Here is a 19,900-nt window from a genome sequence, read left to right as displayed (position 1 = left end):
TGCAAGTGCCGCTGGTCGACGCCAGCGTGGCGCCAATGATCGACTGGCTACGTCCTGGCAGCGCCAAGGACCTGCAACTGCCCTCGCCCTCCAGCGCCGCCGTGATTCTGCTGGTGGGGCCGGGCTCAGCGAATCTGGTGCGCGCTACGCTGGAATGGCTGGCCCCGCAAAGCCCTGCGGTGGTGTGGGCCTTCCTGGCGCCCAATGCGCTCATGGAAGAAGCCATCTTCAAGAGTGCGCCCCCCGCACAAACTGCGCGCACCCACATCTACCAGTTGCCCGACAGCAGCCCCCAGACACTGTGGTTCATCTTGATGGAGCAGCTGAGCAAGCTCAGCGCCATGGATGAGCTTGCCCTGCAACAAACCCACAACCTTTCGCAAACCGAAGATATGAGTACCAATCTGAAGCAATGTATGGATACCGCAATGACCATTGACGGCGCGCAAGCGGTGGCGCTGGTGGACCACCGCAGCGGCATGTGCCTGGCCCAGGCGGGAGGCGGAATGAACCTGGAACTCGCTGCGGCCGGCAATACCGAGGTGGTAAGAGCCAAGCTCAAGACCATGGAGATGCTAGGCCTGCGCCGTGGCATCGAAGACATCCTCATCACGCTGGGCGAGCAGTATCACCTGATCCGCCTGGTGCCCAACAACCCAGGTCTGTTCCTGTACCTGGTGCTCGACAAGGCCAAGGGCAACCTCGCCCTGGCACGTTACAAGCTCACAGACATTGAGCGCGCCCTGAAGGTCTGAAGCTCACGAGCCCCCCGTCGCTCCCTCCAAGATCGGCCACAAAAAAGCCCGCAGGCCTTACGGTCTGCGGGCTTTTTCTATGGGACCAATTCAGGCACTGGCCTGCAGCGGCTTTACTCCCCGCTGGGCTGCACCCACCAGTAGATCAGCACCAGGGTACCGATGCCGGTGAGCGACAGCAGCTGCCACCAGCCCGAGCGGCCAATGTCATGCAAGCGGCGAGCCCCCACGGCCAGCGCTGGCAGCAGCAGGGCCAGGGCAGCAATGCCATACAGCATCTGGCTGATCATGGTGGCAATCACCAGCACCCCGAACTGGAACAACGCAAACCACCAGAACTCGGAACGTGGAGCACGCCCCGAAAACCCTGCGTACTGCGCGAAGCAGCTTTTGACAGCGGAAACAAAATCCATAGCGAATTCCCTCTCTTGAACAGTCATTGCTCGGTCACGGGCCTACCCCGCGTGGCCATGATAGAGGGGCGCCGCGACAAGTCCAACCGGCTTGGTACACGCGGCGGCCACGCTGTGCCGCCGGTGCCATAAGGCAAAAAATAAATCGCTCTTATTTCGATAGCTGCTCGCGCATACTGAACGGGCGCTTCAGGCCGTTTTCACTACAAAGTCGCGTGTCACAGGCCTCTCAGGCCGCCTTGCGCAGCACCTGGGTGTCACGGGCCAGTTGCGTGATGCGCGCCCAGTCGCCCGCGCGCACCGCATCGGAGGGTGTGAGCCACGAGCCGCCCACGCAGCGCACGTTGGGCAGCGCCAGGTAGTTGGGGGCGGTGGCGTTGGTGATGCCGCCCGTGGGGCAAAAGCTCACCTGGCCAAACGGGCTGGCCCAGGACTTGAGCAACGGGATGCCACCCACGGCCTCGGCCGGGAACAGCTTGAGGAACGAGAACCCATCGGCCAGCGCCGCCATGATCTCGCTCGACGTGGCCACGCCGGGCAGCAGGGGCAGGTTCAGGTCCTTGCAGGCGCTGCCCACGGCCGAGGTGTAGCCGGGGCTCACGGCAAACCGCGCACCGGCTTCGCTCGCGCGGCGGGCGTCATCGGCGTTGAGCACCGTGCCCACGCCCACTACGGCTTCGGGCAGATGGCGGGCGATGGTTTCAATGGCAGGCAGGCCCGCAGCGGTGCGCAGGGTCACTTCCAACACCTTCACGCCACCGGCCAGCAGAGCTTCGGCCAGGGGCAGCGCGTCTTCCACGCGGTCGATCACGATGACGGGGATGACGGGGCCGTGGCTGGCGATGTCGAGAGGATTCATGGGTTTGCTCCTTGATTGTGATTACCGCAAGCGGCGTATGAAACTGGCGCGAGGCGATGCGAGGGCCACCGTGGAACTGGCTTTGCCAGGCCACGGGTGGCGTCCCCCTGGGGGGAAGACGCGAAGCGGCTCAGGGGGGCCTACAACCATGTGCAGGCTCCTTGTTCGGCACCGCCTGCGTGGCGGCGAAAGTTGGTGAAGAGTTCGCGGCCGAAGCCGGTTTGCGAAGGTGCGTTGTACGGTGCCGGTGTCCGAGCAGCCCAGGTGGCTTCATCGACCAGCACATCGAGCGTGCCCGCCACGGCATCGACCCGCACGATGTCGCCGTCGCGCACCTTGGCCAACGGGCCACCGGCCAGTGCCTCGGGCGTGACGTGGATGGCGGCGGGCACGCGGCCAGACGCACCGCTCATGCGGCCATCGGTGACCAGTGCCACCTGGAAGCCCTGGTTCTGCAGCACCGCCAGCGGGGGTGTGAGCTTGTGCAGCTCAGGCATGCCATTGGCCTGCGGGCCCTGAAAGCGCACCACGGCGACCATATCCTGGTTCACCTCGCCCGCGCTGAAGGCGGCGAGCAGGGCTTCTTGCGAATCGAACACGCGGGCGGGTGCCTCGACGATGTGGCGGTCTTCAGGCACGGCAGACACCTTGATCACCGCGCGGCCCAGGCGGCCCTGCAGCAAGCGCAGGCCGCCCGTGGGCGAGAAGGGCTCACTCACGGGCCGCAGCACCGAGGTGTCGCCCGACACGGCGGGGGCGCTCTTGCCGCCGTCGGCAATGCCGCCTGCGTTCACGCTCATCACGTCGGGGTGCATAAAGCCACCCGCCAGCAGCTCGCGCAGGATCCAGGGCGGGCCACCCGCTGCCTGGAACTGGTTCACATCGGCATCGCCGTTGGGGTACACGCGGGCCAGCAGCGGCACCACCGACGAGAGTTCGTCAAAGTCCGTCCAGTCGATCAGGATGCCCGCGCTGCGCGCAATCGCCACCCAGTGGATCAGGTGATTGGTAGAGCCGCCCGTGGCCAACAAGGCCACCATGGCGTTGACGATGCAGCGCTCGTCCACCAGCTTGCCGATGGGTGTGAAGCGGTTGCCGCGCTTGCCGATGTCGAGCACCGCGCGCAGCGCCTGGCGGGTGAAGGCCTCGCGCGCCTCGGTGCCGGGCGACTCGAACGCCGCGCCGGGCACATGCAAGCCCATGGCTTCGAGCAGCATCTGGTTGCTGTTGGCCGTGCCGTAGAAGGTGCAGGTGCCGGGACTGTGGTACGCAGCGGACTCGGCCTTGAGCAGCTCGTCGCGGCCCACCAGGCCTTGTGCGTACTGCTCGCGCACCTTGGATTTGTCCTTGTTCGACAGGCCCGTGCCCATGGGGCCTGCGGGCACAAACACGCAGGGCAGGTGGCCGTAGTGCAATGCGCCGATCAGCAGGCCGGGCACGATCTTGTCGCACACGCCCAGCAGCAGCGCACCATCGAACACATCGTGGGACAGCGCTACCGCAGTGGCCATGGCAATAGCATCGCGGGAGAACAGCGACAGCTCCATGCCGGGCGTGCCCTGTGTGACGCCGTCGCACATCGCTGGCACACCGCCCGCAACCTGCACCGTGGCGCCGCGCTGGGCCGCCTCATCGCGCAAGACGGCAGGGTAACTCTGGTACGGCTGATGGGCCGACAACATGTCGTTGTAGGCCGTGACGATGCCGATGTTGGGGGCCTTTTCGACGGTGACCTTGAACTTGTCCGAACCCGGCAGCGCCGCGTAGGCGTGGGCCAGGTTGGCGCAGCCCATGCGGTCTTGTGCGGGCTTGCGGGCGATCATGGCGTCGATGCCTGCGAGGTAGGCGCCGCGGGTGTCTGCGCTGCGCTGGACAATGCGCTCGGTCACGCGCGCTACTACTGGATGCATGGAAGTCTCCATCGGTGGGTGGCTCGGCCCCAGAGCGGTGTGTCTGGCGCCTGTTATCTGAGGCCCTAAAATGTAACTCGATAACCACCCCGTTTCAACCCATGTCCCTGCAAACCCTGCCCCTGCCGCCGTCCGAACTGGGCGAGTCTCCCTTCTGGCACCCCGAGGAACAGCAGCTCTACTGGTGCGACATTCAGGGCTTTGCAGTGCATGCGTGGAGCCCCAGCACCGGCCAGCATAGGCAATGGCGCATGCCCAGCGAGCCTGGCTGCTGCGCGCCAGCAGCCGACGGTCAATTGGTAATCGGGTTACGGAACGGTTTCTATCTTCTGGACACCGCGAAGGACAGCGCAGACCCCACCGCCCTCACCTGCCTGGCCCTGCTGCCGCCCGAGTTGCACGACACCGCCGTGCTGCGCCTGAACGACGGCCGCTGCGACACCGCAGGCCGTTTCTGGGCGGGCTCGGTCATCACGCCCCGTACCACCCCCAATGCCGCGCTGTGGTGCCTGCAGGCCGACCCGGCCAGTGCTACCGGCTACAGCGTGCGCCACATGGCGGGCGACAGCTTCACCGCCAACGGCCTGGCCTTCAGCCCCGACAACCGCACGATGTACTGGTCCAACACGCCCGAGCATCGCATTGACCGGTTTGACTTTGATGTGGCCACGGGCGAAATCACCCACCGCCGTCCCTGGGTGCAGTTCGACCGCAAGGTGGACGGCCAGCCCTATGGTGGGCGGCCCGATGGCGCAGCGGTGGATGTGGAAGGCAACTACTGGGTGGCGATGTACGAAGGGGCGTGTGTTTTGCAGCTTTCCCCAGCGGGTGAGGTGCTGCAGCGCATTGCGGTGCCGGTGCAGTGCCCGACCATGGTGTGTTTTGGGGGGGAGGATTTGCGGACGCTGTTCATTACGTCGGCAAGGGAGGGGAGGCCAGTAGAGGAGCAGGAGGCGGAGGTTCCGGCAGGGGCACTGTTCAGCGTGCAGGCGGAGACTGCTGGACTACCAGTGAACCTCTTCACGTACTGAGGACACTGGGCGGTTCAAGGACCATTTCAGACGTTTGGCTTCCCTGAAGGTCGGCACCTATCCCCTACGCTTACCCTCACGACAGAAGAGCTAGGCTTCACTGAGGTAGCCCTTCTCAACTTGCTGCTTCTGATTGTCAAAAACAGCCATGGCAGTCTTCATTCGCAAGAAGCCAAACTTCCTATAGAAAGGCTCTTTGCCAGGAACTGCATACAAGATGATTTTCTTGTGTCCGCATGACATTTCCATCAAGTTGCTGACAACCTGTTTGCCGAGGCCAGTACCTTGATGACTAGGCGATACCGCAATGTCGCAGATGTACGAGCAATCTGCACCATCTGCGAGCGCACGCCCCACCGCTACGAGCTTTGCATTCTCGTAGACAAAACACTTGAACATGCTGTTTGAGAAGACCTTCTGCAGATGAAGCGGGCTCTTCTCGCCCAGAGGGGCGGCTCGATAAAGGGCAGAAAGTTCTTCCCAGTCGATCCCATCAGTAGAGTGTTTCCATTCGATTGACACTTGTGACCCCCTTGTCCGAAATTGGCCGATAGCCATCATTCTTACTCACCCCCCACCGCCACCCCCAACACGTCATAACACGCCCCCATGTTGTGATAGTCCACCTTCCCCGCGTTGCTCTTTTCGCGGGTGGTGTTGCGGTTGTCACGGTGCAGGATGCGAAACCAGGCGCCGCGGTCGTGGTCCACAAAGTGGGCCCAGCAATAGGCCCAGATGCGGTCGTACCACTGCCAATAATGGTCATCGCCAGTGCGCACGGCCAGCACCCCAGCAGCGGCTAGGCTTTCAGCCTGTACCCAGTGGTATTTGCCGTCGTCGCAGATGCTGCCGTCGGGTGCCATGCCGTAGTACAGGCCGCCGTGTTCGGCATCCCAGCCGCGCTGCACGGCGGCGTCGAACAAACGCTGCGCGCAGGGCAGATGCCACTCAGCGGGTAACAGCACATCCAGTTGCAGCAGCAGCTTGGCCCATTCGGTCTGGTGGCCGATCTGGTAGCCCCAGGGGCGGAAGATGTTGCTACGGTCGTGGCGGTTGTAGTCCCAGTCCACGGTCCAATCGGCGTGGAAATGCTCCCACACCCAACCCTCGGCGGCAGGGGCATGGGCGCGATCCGACAACGCAGCCTGCCGCTGGCAGATGCCTTGCGCGAGCTGTTCAGCACGCTCGATGTAGCGGCGCTCGCCCGTGGCGCGGAAGGCCGAGATCATGGCCTCGCAGGCGTGCATGTTGGCGTTCTGGCCTCGGTAGCCCGTGAGCTGCCAGGCCGGGTTGACCTCGTCGGCATACAGGCCTGCGGCGGGTTGCCAGAAATGCTGCTCGGCGGTGTCAAACGCCTGGGCCAGCCACGCTCGGGCTTCGGGCACTCCAGCCTCATAAGCGCGGGCGTAGGCCAGCATCACAAAGGCCATGCCGTAGCAGTGGCGCGTGTCGTCTTGCACGGTGGCGCGACCATCCTGCCAGTCGATCAACCAGGCATAGCCGCCCGTGGCCGGGTCGAGGAACGCGGTGCGCAAAAACTGCAGCGCGTGACGCATGCCCGATTGGTAGCGCGCCTCGCCCGTGGTGCGGTAGAGCATGGCGTGTGTGACCACAAAGCGGGTGGCGCTGACGAGGTGGCGGGTGTGCGCGTTATAGACCGTGCCGTCGTCCAGAAAGAAGTGGTACTGCCCGCCGCTCGGGTCCGTGGCCACAGGGTCGTAGAACGCCATGGTGCGGCGCAGGTGCTGGCGCAGGAAGGCGGGGGATCGAAAGTCCGGCAGGGGCGCGGTCATGGTGGGAGTCTCCTGAGCCGTTCGGGCTGAGCGGGTCGGAGCCTCGGGCGGCGCTTCGACAGGCTCAGCGTGGACGGATATTTATTGTTAGAGGCGTGCCGGCAGCCGCTCTGCACAAAGCTTCGGCCAGCTCCACCCGAAAGGATCTTGGAGCTGGCGAAAAGCGTGCCGAGGTCAGTCGCCGCTGCGCAGCAGGCCCAGCAACCCGGCAGTCGAGCCATCCAGCCCCGCCACATCGCCGCTCTCCAGCCGTGCCTCCAGGTCTTTGGCCAGTACCTTGCCCAACTCCACGCCCCACTGGTCAAAGCTGTTGATGCCCCACAGGCTACCGCTCACAAACACGCGGTGCTCCTGCAGCGCAATCAGCGCGCCCAGCGATGCGGGGGTGAGCGATTCGAGCAGCATGAGCGTGCTGGGCCGATTGCCCGGAAAGTGCCGGTGGCCGTCGTCGCTGGACTTGCCCACCATCAGCGCCTGCGTTTGCGCCAGGGCGTTGGCCAGCAGCTTTTGCTGGTGGCCTGGCAGCGGGTGCGAGGCCCTGCGCACGGCCACGATCTCCAGCGGCAGCACGTCGGCGCCCTGGTGCAGCATCTGAAAGAACGCATGCTGGCCGTTGGTGCCGGGCTCGCCCCACAGCACGGGCGACGTCACGCAGGCCAGCGTGCTGCCGTCTTGCGCCACGCGCTTGCCATTGCTCTCCATCTCCAGCTGCTGCAGGTAGGCCGAGTAGCGCCCCAGCCCTGCGTGGTAAGGCGCGATGCAGCGGCTGGTAAAGCCATGGAAATTGCGGTACCAGACATCGAGCAGCCCCAGGCGCACAGGCAGGTTCTGCGCCAGCGGTGCGGTGCGGAAGTGTTCGTCCATGGCGTGCGCGCCCGCAAGGAAGTCACGGAAGCCTTGGGCGCCGATCGCGATGGCAATCGGCAGGCCAATGGCCGACCACAACGAATAGCGGCCGCCCACCCAGTCCCAGAAGCCGAAGGTGGTGGTGATGCCTAGGTCAGCTGCGGCCTCGATGTTGGTGGTGAGCGCGGCAAAGTGGCGCGCCACATCGCGCCCGCCCTCGGCGCCAAACCACGCCAAGGCCGAGCGCGCATTGGTCATGGTCTCGGCCGTGGTGAAGGTCTTGGACGCGACGAGGAACAGCGTGCTCTCGGGCCGCAGGCCCTTGAGCACATGGTGCAGCTCATGCCCGTCCACGTTCGAGACAAAGTGAAAGCGCTTGCCCGGCGTGCGGAACTCTTCCAGCGCACGCACGGCCATGTGCGGGCCCAGGTCCGACCCGCCGATGCCGATGTTCACCACATCGGTAATGGCGGCATCGCTGCGCACTTGCTCGGCGTAATGCAGCATGGCATCGAGCGTGTGGTGCACATCGGCCAGTCGTTGTGCCGTCTCAGGCACATCACCGGGCAAGGCCACGCCCGCAGGGCGGCGCAGCAGCGTGTGCAGCACGGCGCGGTTTTCGGTGGTGTTGATGGCCTCGCCTGCGAACATCGCATCGCGGTATTGCACCAGGCCGCAATCGAGGGCCAGGTCCAGCAGCAGGGCTTCGGTGTCGCGGTCCCACAGGTTCTTGGACAGGTCGGCAAACACATGCGGAGCCGACTGGCTGAAGGCCGCAAACCGCTGGGCGTCCTGCGCAAACGCCTGGCGCATGTCCAGGTGCTGGCCGTGGGAGGCGTAGTGGTCGGCCAACTGGGGCCACAGCGCAGACTGGTCGCAACGGAGAGGCATGGTCATCAAACGGGTGAGGTGAAAAGCGCCGAAATAGTAACTTGATTACAAGCCCAAGTGACCTATTAGCAGGTTCTTTTGGGTTACAAGCAGTAGATACAAGGCACTCCTCTTTAGAAAATCATGTAACGTGATTACAATCCCACGCAACAAAACGAACCACCCCATCACGGAGACACCATGAGTTTTGATCTCGTCCTGTTCGGCGGCACCGGCGATCTCGCCTGGCGCAAGCTCATGCCCGCATTGTTTCAGGCATTCCGGCATGGCACCCTGCCCGAGGGGGGGCGCATCATCGCGGTGGCACGCGACGATCTGAGCGACGAACAATACCGCAGCCTGATCCAGTCGCGGTTCGATAGCGTAGAGCTGGCCAAGCGCCCGACACCCGACGAGTTTGCGCGGTTCGCGGCATTGCTGCACTACCTGCGCATGGACCTGTCCAAAACCCAGGACTACGAGCGCCTGGCGGAGGCCCTGAAAGCGCGCGGCGCCGACTCGGTGGTGATGTACGTGGCCACCGCACCCAGCCTGTTCACCAACGTGTGCGAGCAGATCGCCGCCGTGGGACTGAACGGCCCCAACACCCGCGTGGTGCTCGAAAAACCCCTGGGCCACGACCTGCAGTCCAACCAAGCCATCAACGACACACTGCGCCGCGTGCTGAAAGAAGAACAGGTCTTTCGCATCGACCACTACCTGGGCAAGCCCTCGGTGCAGAACCTGTTTGCGCTGCGGTTTGGCAACGCGCTGTTCGAACCCCTGTGGCGCCGCGAGACGATTGCCAACATCCAGATCACCATTGCCGAAGAGCTGGGCGTGGAGTCGCGCGGCGCGTTCTACGACCAGACCGGCGCGATGCGCGACATGGTGCAGAACCATGCGCTGCAGCTGCTGTGCGCGATTGGCATGGAGCCGCCCATCAACTCCAGCGCCAACGCCATCCGCGACGAAAAGCTCAAGGTGCTGCAGTCGCTCAAGCCCTGGACGCTGGAGACCATCGGCCAGCATGTGATTCGCGGGCAGTACGCGGCGGGCAACCACCAGGGCCAGCCCGTGCCCGGCTACGCGCAGGAAAAAGGCGTGGCCCCCAACAGCACCACCGAAACCTTTGTGGCACTGCGCACCGAGATCAGCAACTGGCGCTGGGCGGGTGTGCCGTTTTACATCCGCACCGGCAAGCGGCTGGCGGGGCGCGACGCGCACATCGTCATCAACTTCCGCCCCGTTCCCCACCCCATCTTCAAGACGCCCGCAGGCGCCGCCAACCGGCTGGTGATCAACTTGCAGCCCAAGGACGGGCTGGAGCTGCACCTGATGGCGCAGGGTGCCGCCCAGCACCAGACGGAACCCGCTCTGTCGCAAGTGCACCTGAACCTGGACTTTGACCAGCGTTTTGGCACCGAGCGCGTAGGCGCCTACGAACGCCTGCTGCTCGATGTGATCGCTGGCCGCCTGAACCTGTTTGTGCGCAGCGACGAGCAGGAAGAAGCGTGGCGCTGGGTGGAACCCATCCTGCAATACTGGAAGAACGACCCTGCAGGCCCCCGCCCCTACCCCGCAGGCAGCTGGGGCCCGCGTGCCGCGAGCGCGATGATTGCGCGCGACGGGTATTGCTGGAGCGAGGAGATGTAGACCGGGCTGGAGCCTCGTTTCTCTCCCTCCCTTCACCTCCACCACCCGCCAAGCGGACTTGCTCCATCAGAGCCTTTGAACAACCCCGCAGGGAGTTGTGAGCAGGCTCTTGGTGAGCACTACGCACCCGCCAGTTGCGCCCGGGCTTCGCGCCTGAAATCAGTGGGGCGCTGGCCGGTGTGCTTCTTGAAAAAACGCCCGAAGTAGGCCTCGTCCTCAAAGCCCAGTTCAGCCGCAATCTGCTTGACCGAGAGAGATGAATACACCAGCTCCCGCTGGGCCTCATGCACCACGCGAGCGTTGACCACCTCCTGGGCGGAGACCCCCAGCACCTCGCGGCACAGGCGAGAGAGCTGCCCCACAGAGATCCCGAGCACATCCGCATACGCGTGCACCGGCGTGTGCTGGCGCACGTTCGTGTCCAGCAGGGCGCGAAACCGCTCGATCTGCACCGCCTTGCGCGAGGGCACCGCCTCGGGCAGCGCTGCCGAGGTCTGCGCCAGGCGGGCAATCTGCACGAACAGCGCCACCAGCAGGGGCATGCCTGCAGCGCGCACACCGCCGTCCACATGGGCCTCCTGCCCGATCACCTCGAACAGGGGCTGCAGCGCCTGGGCATGGCGCCCCGCCGGATCCACTGGCAGTACCAGGGGGCGGCGGATGTGCTCCAACAACTCCGGTGCCGCCAGCGCGGCCAGTGACTCCAGGGGCTTTTGCGCAGCCGTGATCACCGGGCCGTCCGTGCCCGGGTGAAAGCTGAACCCATGCACGGTGCGCGCAGGCACCACCACCAGGCACGGAGGATGCAACGGCCAGCGTTTGCCATCCATCAGCGCGCTACCGCCTTCACCGCCTGCCGTCAGGTACAGCACCTGAATCAGCCCTTCGTGAAAGTGCAGATCGATCTCCCAGCCAAACAGGCTGGAGCGCTCCGGCACCCGCTCCAGATGCACCAGATCAGCCCAGGCAGGCGCGGCGTCCTGCGTGCCGTAGAGCGCGAACTGCCGCACGGTGCCGGGTTCGGTTCTCATGGTTTCTACCCATCCTTTATTGCCATCAATGCACGAATTGTCCTGCTCATGGCCCGGTTTGTCGATTGAGAAAGGAGGCATGTTGCAGGATGCTTCACCCCATCACAACAAGGAGACAACAGCCCATGAACCACAGCGACAACCGCATCGCCCCCGATGACTTTTCTCCTGCGCAAGGCGCTAACTGGCTGGGCCTGAAGGGGCGCGTCTGCGTTGTCACCGGAGCAGGCAGCGGCATCGGCGCCGCTATTGCAGAGTCATTGGCAGCGGTGGGAGCACGGGTAGCCTTGGTGGACCGCGACGGCGATACGGCCCGGCAGATGGCCACGCGACTGGGCACACAGGGAGGCCATGCACTCGCCGTGGCCTGCGACATCACAGACGAAAGTGCCGTGTCCGCCGCAGCCACACAGGTGCGCGAAAGCCTGGGGCCCGCCGCCGTGCTGATCAACAACGCGGGCCTGCTTCGTCCGGGCAGCCTCGACAGCGTATCGCTGGCCGACTGGAATGCCGTGCTGGCCGTCAACCTCACGGGTTACCTGCTGTGCTCGCGGGCCTTTGGGCAGGACATGCTGCATGCGGGCCGGGGTTCGCTGGTGCATGTGGCGTCGGTATCGGCCCTGCACCCGCAGACCGCCAGCGGCGCCTACAGCGCCAGCAAGGCGGGGGTGCTGCTGCTGTCGCGCCAGCTGGCGGCCGAGTGGGGCCCCCGGGGCGTGCGCAGCAATGCCATCTGCCCTGGAATGATCCGCACCGCGCTGTCTGCCCGCTTCTATGAGGAGCCAGGCTTCGAGGCGCGACGCGCAGCAGCCACCGCCAGCCGCCGCGTCGGTGAGCCCCGGGATATTGCCGAACCCGCGCTGTTCCTGGCCAGCGACCGATCAGCCTACATGAACGGCGCAGAGCTGCTGGTCGATGGCGGCCTGGGCTGCATGTTGATGGACATGGTGCCGCGCCCGGGCTTCAACCGCACACCTGCCCCAGCCACCTGACGCGCACCGCCCAGCACGGCGCCACCCCTGACCAGAACACACGCACCAAGCACCACCGGTGCAGGCCGCCGCATGGGCAATGCCCAGCGCCCCCTGCACATACGCCCCCTTCAATAAGGAGACTGCAACATGAACCCTGCCAACCCTTCATCCAGCCAGGAACTGACATGCGACCTGCTGGTCGTGGGCTCCGGCGCCGGAGGCCTGTCCACCGCCATCGCGGCCAGGAAACACGGACTGGATGTCATCGTGATCGAAAAGGCAACTTGCTTCGGTGGCACCACCGCCTTCTCGGGCGGGGTGCTCTGGATCCCGGGCAACACCCAATGCGCTGCACCAGACACCCGCGAGGCCATGCGCACCTACATGCAGGACCAGACGGGGCCGTTCTACCAAGCCGACGCGGTCGACGCCTTCCTGGACCACGCGCCCGAGATGGTGGCCTGGTTCGAGCGCGAAACCGCCGTGCGCTTCGTGCCCACGCTTTACCCCGACTACCACCCCGACGCACCAGGGGGCGCTGCCATTGGCCGCTCCATCCTGGCCGCGCCCTATGACGCGAGCCAGCTGGGGCCAGAGCTGGCGCGGCTGCGCCCGCCGCTGTCCACGATCACCTTCGTGGGCATGATGTTCAACTCGTCGAACGCCGACCTCAAGCATTTCTTCCGCGCCACCAAATCGGTGGTGTCGGCTGCCTATGTGGCACGGCGCCTGGGGGGCCACCTGCTGGACCTGCTGCGCTACCGCCGGGGCGTGCAGGTGACCAGTGGCAATGCCCTGGCTGCGCGCCTGGCCAAGACCTGTTTCGACCTAGGCATTCCGATCCACACCGAGGCCGAAGCGCGCGAACTGCTGCAAGCTGATGACCGCGTGACCGGTGCACGCGTGCACACGCCCCGGGGCGAACGGCGCATCCGCACCCGCCGGGGCGTGGTGCTGGCCTGCGGCGGCTACCCCCACGATGTGGCCCGCATCACCCAGCGCTACCCGCACCTGGCGAGCGGTGGCGAGCACCTCTCGCCCGTGCCCGCAGAGAACACCGGCGATGGCCTGCGCCTGGGTGCGCAAGTCGGGGGGCAAGTGGATGAGCGCTTTGACGGTGTGGGCGCAGCCGCCTGGATGCCGGTGTCGCGCGTGCCCCTGAGTCAAGGCCGCACGGGGGTGTTTCCGCACCTGCTGGACCGCTACAAGCCCGGCATCATCGGGGTGCTGCGCAACGGGCGGCGTTTCACCAACGAATCCCACTCGTACCACGACGTGGGCGCTGCCATGATCGAGGCCTGCCGCGACCAGCGCGAGACCGCCATGTGGCTGCTGTGCGACCAGGCCACGCTGTCCAAATACGGCCTGGGCTATGCCAAGCCCGCGCCCATGCCCGTGGGCGGCCTGATCCGCAAGGGCTATCTCTTCAAGGGCCGAACGCTGGCCGACCTGGCCCATGCCGCAGGCATCGACCCCGAGGGGCTGGAGGCCACCGTGCGCGAGTACAACACCGGCGCGCGCAACGGCGAGGACCGCCAGTTCGGGCGCGGCACCACGGCCTTCAACCGCTACCTGGCCGACCCCGACCAGCAGCCCAACCCCTGTGTGGCCCCTATCGGTGCTGGCCCTTACTACGCGGTCAAGGTCGTCATGGGCGACCTGGGCACGTTCGAGGGCTTGCGCACCACCACCGAGGGCCAGGTGCTGCGTGCCGACGGGCAGGCTGTACCCGGGCTGTACGCGGTGGGCAACGACCGCACCAGCATCATGGGTGGCAATTACCCTGGCGCTGGCATCACGCTGGGGCCTGCCATGACCTTTGGCTGGATCACCGGCCACCATGTGGCCGGCGCATGGCCGCCAGACCAGCGCACAGCGCCCACCCGCAAGGAAGCCTGCCATGCCGCATGAGCCCTTGGCCAAGCCCCTGGTGGACCACCGCATCTACACCATCCGCCTGCGCAAGATGGGCGAGTTCCTGGAGGTGTTCAACCGCATGGCCATGCCCGTGCTGATGGACACGCTGGGACACCCGGTGGGGTTCTACGTCAGCCAGGTCGGCCCCTTGAACCAGTTCGTGCACCTGTGGGCCTACGAAGACCTGGCCGACTACGAGCGCCGCTGCCAGGCCCGCGACAGCCACCCAGCGTTTCCCGCCTACCTGGCAGCGTCCGAGCACCTGATCGTGGCGCAGGAAACGCGCCTTGTCCGCGCAACGCCCATGCCGGGCTGGAGGACGCACCAGCCCTGAAGCAACACCCGCCCTGCCCCATTGCGCCCACCGGCCACCACAGACAACATCAACGGAGACAAACCATGCACATCCCATCCCTTCACACCTTCATCACCCGTCGCAACCTGCTGCTGCGCGCCAGCGCCGCAGCCTGCCTGGCCGCCACCACGGGCGCCAGCCTGGCCCAGCCCCCAGCGTGGCCGAGCAAGCCCGTCCGGCTGGTCGTGGGCTTTCCGGCTGGCGGTACCACCGACGTGATGGCACGCGTAGCAGGCGCGGCACTGAGCAAGTCGCTCGGCCAGCCCGTCGTGGTAGACAACAAGCCGGGCGCCAGCGGCAACCTGGGCGTGATGGAAACCAGCAAGGCCGCCCCCGACGGCCACACGCTGATGGTGGCCCCCATCTCGGTGCAGACAGCCAACCCTTTCCTATTCAAGCCCGCATTGAACCCCGAGCGCGACCTGCGCCCCGTAGCCAGCCTGGGCTACGCTCAGCTCTACCTCGTGGCCAAGAAGGGGCTGCCTGTGCAAAGCGCCAACGACCTGGTGGCCATGGCCAAGGCGGCGCCTGGCAAGCTCAGCTATGCCTCCGGGGGCGCTGGCACCCAGATGCACCTGGTGGGCGAACTCTTCAAGCAGCAGGCGGGGTTCGACGCCGTGCATGTGCCCTACCGGGGCGCGGCACCGGCGCTGCAGGACATCCTGGCCGGGCAGGTGGACTACTACTTCGACCCGGCCACCGGCTTCCAGCACATCCGCGAAGGCCGCGCACGGCTGCTGGCCGTGACGGGCACCAAGCGCTCGGCCTTCTTCCCGGAGGCCCCCACCCTGACCGAGCTGGGCATCAAGGGCGTGGAGCTGGGCAACTGGTTTGGCGTGTTTGCGCCCGCAGGCACGCCCAGCGACATCGTGAACCGACTGGCCAGCGAGATCGCCAAGGCGGTCGCCCAGCCGGAGGTGAAAAGCCGCTTTGCCGACCTGGGGGCCGAACCCATCGTGCAAGACGCCACCGCCTTCCAGCAGACCATCGGGGCAGAAACGCAGCTCCTGTCAGCGCTCATCAAGGAACGCCGCATCGCCGTGGACTGAGCGCAGGACAACGAAGGAGAACCTGCGCCGGTCAGGCCGGCTCGACCAGCTCGATCGGCAACCCATCGGGGTCGGCAAAAAAGGTGAACAGCGCCCCCGTGAACGGGTCCGTGCGCACCGGCTCCACGGCCACGCCATGTGCGGCCAGGGCAGCGACACTGGCCGCCATGTCTGCCACACGCAGGGCCAGGTGGCGCAGGCCGCAGGCCTCGGGGTAGGACGGGCGCGCAGGCGGCTCAGGAAAGGAAAACAGCTCCACCTGCGTGCCATCGGGCAGTTGCAGGTCGAGCTTGTACGACTGCCGCTCGGCGCGGTAATGCTCGTGCACCACCTGCAGGCCCAGCACCTCGGTGTAGAAGCGGCGGGAGCGGGCGTAGTCGCTGGCGATGACGGCCACGTGGTGCACCCCGGTGGGCCGGAGCATGGGCGGTGGTGCGCTGTTGCTGCTCATGCGTCTGTGCCCGCAATGTCCAGCGCGCGCGATGCGCCAAACAGCGCAGGCGTGGCGCTGGGGTCAATCACCCAGCAGGGAACGGTCGCCAGGTAGGGCTGGAACCGCCCCTTGGATTCAAACCGTGCACGGAACGGGGACTGGTCAAACCACGTGCCCAGGCGCGGCACCATGCCACCGCCCAGGTACACGCCACCGCGCGCACCCAGCGTGAGCGCCAGGTTGCCCGCCACACTGCCAAGAAAGCCGCAGAACAGCTCCAGCGCCTCCAGCGCCAGCGGGTCGTTGGCCTGCAGCGCCAGCTCGGTGACCTGCGCGGCGGAGCTGATTTCCTTGCCACCGCGCTGGGCCAGCCGGCGCAGCGCGTGGTACAGGTCCACCAGCCCGGCGCCACACACGGCGCGTTCGGCCGATACGTGGCCGTAGCGCTCTTGCAGGATGCCCAGCACATCGAACTCGCGCTGGGTCTGCGCGGCCAGCGTGACATGGCCGCCCTCGCCCGATAGCGGCACCCCCAGGCTGGAGCCGGGCGGAAACACCAGGCCCGACACGCCCAGGCCCGTGCCTGGGCCCAGCAGCGCAATCGCGGCGCCCGGCACGGCCTCGCCGCCACCCACGGGGCGCAGCTGCTCGGGCGTGAGCAGGGGCAGCGCCAGCGCCAGTGCGGTGAAGTCGTTGATGACCACCAGCCGCTCAAAACCAAAGGCCTCGCGCACGGCGCGCTGCGAAAAGCTCCAGCTGTGGTTGGTCATGCGTATGGCGTCGCCCGTGACCGGGTTGGCGATGCCAAACGCAGCCTCGCGCGGGGTGGCGATGTTCACTTCGGCCAGGTAGGCCGACAGCGCAGCATCCACCGTGGGGAACTGTGCGCAGGGCAGCACACGGGTGTCGTGCAAGGGGCCATCGGGCTGGTCTTGCCAGGCCAGGCGAATGTTGGTGCCGCCAATGTCGGCCAGCAGGCGCAGGGGTGTCATGCGGTGTTTTTAAGCAAAAACAGCTGCTAGCGCTAGTAGAACATGCGCTAACAGCTATTGTTTCAATAGCAATCAGATGCAACGATCCGGCGGCGCTTGCGCCGCGCAGGTCACGCCAGCCGATTCTCGCTGCTGGCGTCAAACCAGTGGGCATTGGCGGGCTCTACCGCCAGGCCCACGGTGTCGCCGGGCTGCACGCGGGTTTGGGCGTCGGTGCGCAACGTGACGCTGCCAGCAGCAGTGTCCACCACCACATAGGTATCGGGGCCCGTGGGCTCCACCACGCTGACCCTGCCGCGCCAGGGGGCAGTCTCTTGCATCACCAGATGCTCGGGGCGCACGCCCAGCAACACTTCGTTGGCACTGCTTTGTGTGCGGGATGGAGGCGCCAGGTTCAACGCTGCGCCCTGAATGCCAAACTGCCCGCCCGTGGCGGCACCGCGCAGCAGGTTCATGGTGGGCGAGCCAATGAAGGTGGCCACATAGGTGTTGGCCGGGCGGTTGTAGATGTCGTCCGGCGTGCCCAGCTGCTGCACCACACCGCCCTTCATCACCGCGATGCGCGAGCCCAGGGTCATGGCCTCGACCTGGTCGTGCGTCACATACACGCTGGTGATGCCGCTGGCCTGATGCAAGCGCTTGATCTCAGCGCGCATCTCCACGCGCAGCTTGGCGTCCAGGTTGGACAGCGGCTCGTCAAACAAAAACAACTGCGGTTGGCGCGCCAGCGCCCGCCCCATGGCCACACGCTGGCGCTGCCCGCCCGAGAGCTGGCTGGGCCTGCGGTCCAGCAGGTGGCTGATCTGCAGCATGGCCGCGACTTCGTCGATGCGCTTTTGGCGCTCGGCCTTGGGCATCTTGCGCATCTCCAGCGCAAAGCCGATGTTGTCGGCCACGCTCAGCGTGGGGTACAGCGCATAGCTCTGGAACACCATGGCGATGTCGCGATCGCGCGGGGGCATGCCCACCACGTTCTTGCCACCGATGCGGATCTCGCCCTCGGTGGGTTCATCGAGCCCCGCAATGATGTTGAGCAGCGTGGACTTGCCGCAGCCCGAGGGACCAACCAGGATGAGGAACTCGCCGGGCGCGACGTGGATGTCCACCTTGCGCAGCACCTCCACGCTCTTGTCGCCCTTGCCAAAGCGCTTGTTGATGCCTGCAATGTCGAGTGATGACGCCATGATTTATCCCTTCACCGCGCCGGCCGTCAGCCCGCGCACAAAAAATTTACCCGCCAGCACATAAATCACCATCGTGGGCAAACCCGCAATGATCGCGGCCGCCATGTCCACGTTGTAGGCCTTCACACTGCTGCTGGTGTTGGCCAGGTTGTTCAGGCCCACGGTGATGGGCTTGGACTCGGTGCCCGAGAACACCACGCCGAACAGAAAATCGTTCCAGATGTTGGTGAACTGCCAGATCAGCGTGACCATGACGATGGGCGTGGACAGCGGCAACACAATGCGCCAGAAGATCTGGAAAAAGCTGGCCCCATCCATGCGCGCCGCGTTCACCAGTTCCTTGGGGATGGCCGCGTAGTAGTTGCGAAAGAACAGCGTGGTGCCTGCCAGGCCCGCCAGGCAGTGCACTAGCACCAGCCCGGTGATGGAGCTGGACAGCCCCAGCCAGCCCAGCACCTGGCTCATGGGCAACAGCACCACCTGGAAGGGCATGAACACGCCAAACAGCAGCAGGCCAAACAGCGTGTCACTGCCACGAAACTTCCACAGGCTCAGCACATAGCCATTGAGCGCGCCCCACACGGTGGAGATCAGCACCGCTGGCACGGCCATGGCCACCGAGTTCCAGAAAAACGGGCGCAGGCCGTTGCAGTCCACGCCCGTGCAGGCGCTCTGCCAGGCCGTGCCCCAGGCCGACCAGTTCAGCGCAGCGGGCAGTGCCAGCAGCGAGGTGCTGCGGATCTCCTCGGCGTCCTTGAACGAGGTGACCAGCATGGCGTACAGCGGCAGCAGAAAGAACGCGGTGGCCAGGACCAGCACGCCATAGACCAGCAGGCGACCCACCGACGGGAAAAGGGATGAAGACACCGAGGGCTTAGCGGTCATGGGGTTTGCTCCGCAGTTCGCTGTAAAGGTAAGGAATCACCAGGGCCGCGACGGTGGCCAGCATCATGGTGGCGCTGGCCGCGCCCAGACCAATCTGCCCGCGCGAGAACGACATGGTGTACATGAAGGTGGCGGGCACGTCGGTGGCAAAACCAGGGCCGCCCGCCGTGAGCGCCATCACCAGGTCAAAGCTCTTGATCGCCAGGTGCGACAGCACCATGAGCGTGGAGAAAAACACCGGCCGCAGCGCGGGCAGCACGATGCGCCAATAGATGCGCGGCAGCGAGGCACCATCAACCTGCGCAGCCTTGATGATGCTGTCGTCGATGCCGCGCAGCCCGGCCAGGAACAGTGCCATGGCAAACCCGGCGCTTTGCCAGATGCCTGCGATGACCACGCAGTAGATCGCCATCTCGGTGTCCACCAGCCAGCCAAATTCAAAGTTCGTGAAGCCCCAGTCGCGCACCATCTTTTCGATGCCCAGGCCGGGGTTCAGCAGCCACTTCCAGGCCGTGCCCGTCACCACGAACGACAGCGCCATGGGGTACAGGTAGATGGTGCGCAGCGCACCCTCGGCGCGGATCTTCTGGTCCAGCAGCACGGCCAGCACCACGCCAATCACCAGCGAGCCGCCCACGTAGCCCACGCCAAAAATGCCCAGGTTCTTCAAGGCGACCCACCAGCGGTCCATCTCCCACAGGCGCTCGTACTGCGCCAGGCCCGCCCATTCGTAGTTGGGCAGCATGCGCGATGCGGTGAGGCTGAGCACGCCGTTCCACACCATGAGGCCATAGATGAAGGCAAAACCCAGCACAAACGCCGGGGCCACCACCAGCCTGGGCAGCCAGGTTTCAAAGGAATTCTTCATTGCTTGCGAATCTCTCTTGCGTACGCACTGCATACGCTTCAAGCGCTATATGCGCCATACGCGGTGTCTCTACCAATCA

19 protein-coding genes are annotated in these 19,900 nt (G+C 65.6%); 7 read left to right on the top strand and 12 right to left on the bottom strand.

All coding sequences use genetic code 11. From position 1 onward, the window contains the following. Positions 1-392 precede the first annotated feature (392 nt). A complete protein-coding gene (locus tag OIN59_RS05870) occupies positions 393-755 on the top strand; it encodes a hypothetical protein (RefSeq protein ID WP_407655065.1) in 363 nt (120 codons plus the stop codon). Positions 756-868: 113 nt separating this feature from the next. Here OIN59_RS05870 and OIN59_RS05865 read toward each other — a convergent pair whose 3' ends face one another. The 3 genes from OIN59_RS05865 to edd all read right to left on the bottom strand — a co-directional run bounded on the left by OIN59_RS05865 (position 869) and on the right by edd (position 3,937). Further along, positions 869-1,168, bottom strand: a complete 300-nt coding sequence (locus tag OIN59_RS05865; protein ID WP_274108030.1) for a DUF805 domain-containing protein — start codon at positions 1,166-1,168, stop codon at positions 869-871. Between the two features lie 229 nt (positions 1,169-1,397). Then, positions 1,398-2,027 carry a bifunctional 4-hydroxy-2-oxoglutarate aldolase/2-dehydro-3-deoxy-phosphogluconate aldolase gene (eda, locus tag OIN59_RS05860; RefSeq protein WP_274108028.1) on the bottom strand — a complete coding sequence of 210 codons (630 nt, stop codon included), beginning with the start codon at positions 2,025-2,027 and terminating at the stop codon, positions 1,398-1,400. A gap of 140 nt (positions 2,028-2,167) precedes the next feature. Beyond that, positions 2,168-3,937 carry a phosphogluconate dehydratase gene (gene edd, locus OIN59_RS05855; protein WP_274108026.1) on the bottom strand — a complete coding sequence of 590 codons (1,770 nt, stop codon included), beginning with the start codon at positions 3,935-3,937 and terminating at the stop codon, positions 2,168-2,170. A gap of 101 nt (positions 3,938-4,038) precedes the next feature. Between edd and OIN59_RS05850 the strand changes: the two genes are divergently transcribed. Beyond that, positions 4,039-4,968: an SMP-30/gluconolactonase/LRE family protein gene (locus tag OIN59_RS05850; RefSeq protein ID WP_274108024.1), complete on the top strand. Its 930-nt coding sequence runs from the start codon at positions 4,039-4,041 to the stop codon at positions 4,966-4,968. Positions 4,969-5,058: 90 nt separating this feature from the next. On the opposite strand, the gene OIN59_RS05845 is transcribed toward OIN59_RS05850, so the two are convergent. The 3 genes from OIN59_RS05845 to pgi form a co-directional block, all read right to left on the bottom strand. Next, complete coding sequence (locus OIN59_RS05845) at positions 5,059-5,490, bottom strand: GNAT family N-acetyltransferase (protein ID WP_274108022.1); 432 nt, start codon at positions 5,488-5,490, stop codon at positions 5,059-5,061. A 41-nt stretch (positions 5,491-5,531) separates the two neighbouring features. After that, entirely contained in the window at positions 5,532-6,761 is a 1,230-nt protein-coding gene (locus OIN59_RS05840; protein ID WP_274108020.1) for an AGE family epimerase/isomerase, read from the bottom strand. A 174-nt stretch (positions 6,762-6,935) separates the two neighbouring features. Beyond that, positions 6,936-8,504 (bottom strand): glucose-6-phosphate isomerase, encoded by a 1,569-nt coding sequence (pgi, locus tag OIN59_RS05835; protein WP_274108018.1) that lies wholly within the window; start codon positions 8,502-8,504, stop codon positions 6,936-6,938. A gap of 174 nt (positions 8,505-8,678) precedes the next feature. Between pgi and zwf the strand changes: the two genes are divergently transcribed. Next, positions 8,679-10,133: a glucose-6-phosphate dehydrogenase gene (zwf, locus tag OIN59_RS05830; RefSeq protein WP_274108016.1), complete on the top strand. Its 1,455-nt coding sequence runs from the start codon at positions 8,679-8,681 to the stop codon at positions 10,131-10,133. A 119-nt stretch (positions 10,134-10,252) separates the two neighbouring features. Here the strand turns inward: zwf and OIN59_RS05825 are convergent, their stop codons facing one another. After that, positions 10,253-11,164: a helix-turn-helix domain-containing protein gene (locus tag OIN59_RS05825; RefSeq protein WP_274108014.1), complete on the bottom strand. Its 912-nt coding sequence runs from the start codon at positions 11,162-11,164 to the stop codon at positions 10,253-10,255. Positions 11,165-11,289: 125 nt separating this feature from the next. On the opposite strand from OIN59_RS05825, the gene OIN59_RS05820 reads away from it, so the two are divergent. The 4 genes from OIN59_RS05820 to OIN59_RS05805 all read left to right on the top strand — a co-directional run bounded on the left by OIN59_RS05820 (position 11,290) and on the right by OIN59_RS05805 (position 15,459). Beyond that, entirely contained in the window at positions 11,290-12,156 is an 867-nt protein-coding gene (locus OIN59_RS05820; RefSeq protein ID WP_274108012.1) for an SDR family NAD(P)-dependent oxidoreductase, read from the top strand. Between the two features lie 129 nt (positions 12,157-12,285). Next, a complete protein-coding gene (locus OIN59_RS05815) occupies positions 12,286-14,049 on the top strand; it encodes an FAD-dependent oxidoreductase (protein WP_274108010.1) in 1,764 nt (587 codons plus the stop codon). Next, complete coding sequence (locus tag OIN59_RS05810; RefSeq protein WP_274108008.1) at positions 14,039-14,389, top strand: NIPSNAP family protein; 351 nt, start codon at positions 14,039-14,041, stop codon at positions 14,387-14,389. The genes OIN59_RS05815 and OIN59_RS05810 overlap by 11 nt, the downstream gene beginning before the upstream one ends. Before the next feature lie 65 nt (positions 14,390-14,454). Continuing rightward, positions 14,455-15,459, top strand: a complete 1,005-nt coding sequence (locus OIN59_RS05805) for a tripartite tricarboxylate transporter substrate binding protein (RefSeq protein ID WP_274108006.1) — start codon at positions 14,455-14,457, stop codon at positions 15,457-15,459. Between the two features lie 31 nt (positions 15,460-15,490). Here the strand turns inward: OIN59_RS05805 and gloA2 are convergent, their stop codons facing one another. The 5 genes from gloA2 to OIN59_RS05780 form a co-directional block, all read right to left on the bottom strand. Then, a complete protein-coding gene (gloA2, locus tag OIN59_RS05800) occupies positions 15,491-15,910 on the bottom strand; it encodes an SMU1112c/YaeR family gloxylase I-like metalloprotein (RefSeq protein WP_274108004.1) in 420 nt (139 codons plus the stop codon). Next, positions 15,907-16,884 carry a glucokinase gene (glk, locus tag OIN59_RS05795; RefSeq protein ID WP_274108001.1) on the bottom strand — a complete coding sequence of 326 codons (978 nt, stop codon included), beginning with the start codon at positions 16,882-16,884 and terminating at the stop codon, positions 15,907-15,909. The genes gloA2 and glk overlap by 4 nt, the downstream gene beginning before the upstream one ends. Positions 16,885-16,994: 110 nt before the next feature. After that, entirely contained in the window at positions 16,995-18,068 is a 1,074-nt protein-coding gene (locus OIN59_RS05790; RefSeq protein ID WP_274107999.1) for an ABC transporter ATP-binding protein, read from the bottom strand. Between the two features lie 3 nt (positions 18,069-18,071). Next, positions 18,072-18,953, bottom strand: coding sequence for a carbohydrate ABC transporter permease (locus tag OIN59_RS05785; RefSeq protein WP_274107997.1), 882 nt, complete (start codon positions 18,951-18,953; stop codon positions 18,072-18,074). Further along, positions 18,943-19,821: a carbohydrate ABC transporter permease gene (locus tag OIN59_RS05780; protein WP_274107995.1), complete on the bottom strand. Its 879-nt coding sequence runs from the start codon at positions 19,819-19,821 to the stop codon at positions 18,943-18,945. The genes OIN59_RS05785 and OIN59_RS05780 overlap by 11 nt, the downstream gene beginning before the upstream one ends. Between the last annotated feature and the right edge of the window lie 79 nt (positions 19,822-19,900).

Source organism: Acidovorax benzenivorans (assembly GCF_028680575.1).
Lineage (GTDB): Bacteria > Pseudomonadota > Gammaproteobacteria > Burkholderiales > Burkholderiaceae_C > Acidovorax > Acidovorax benzenivorans.
The sequence above is the reverse complement of the archived record's forward strand: the minus strand, read 5'-3'. Positions and strand labels throughout refer to the sequence as shown.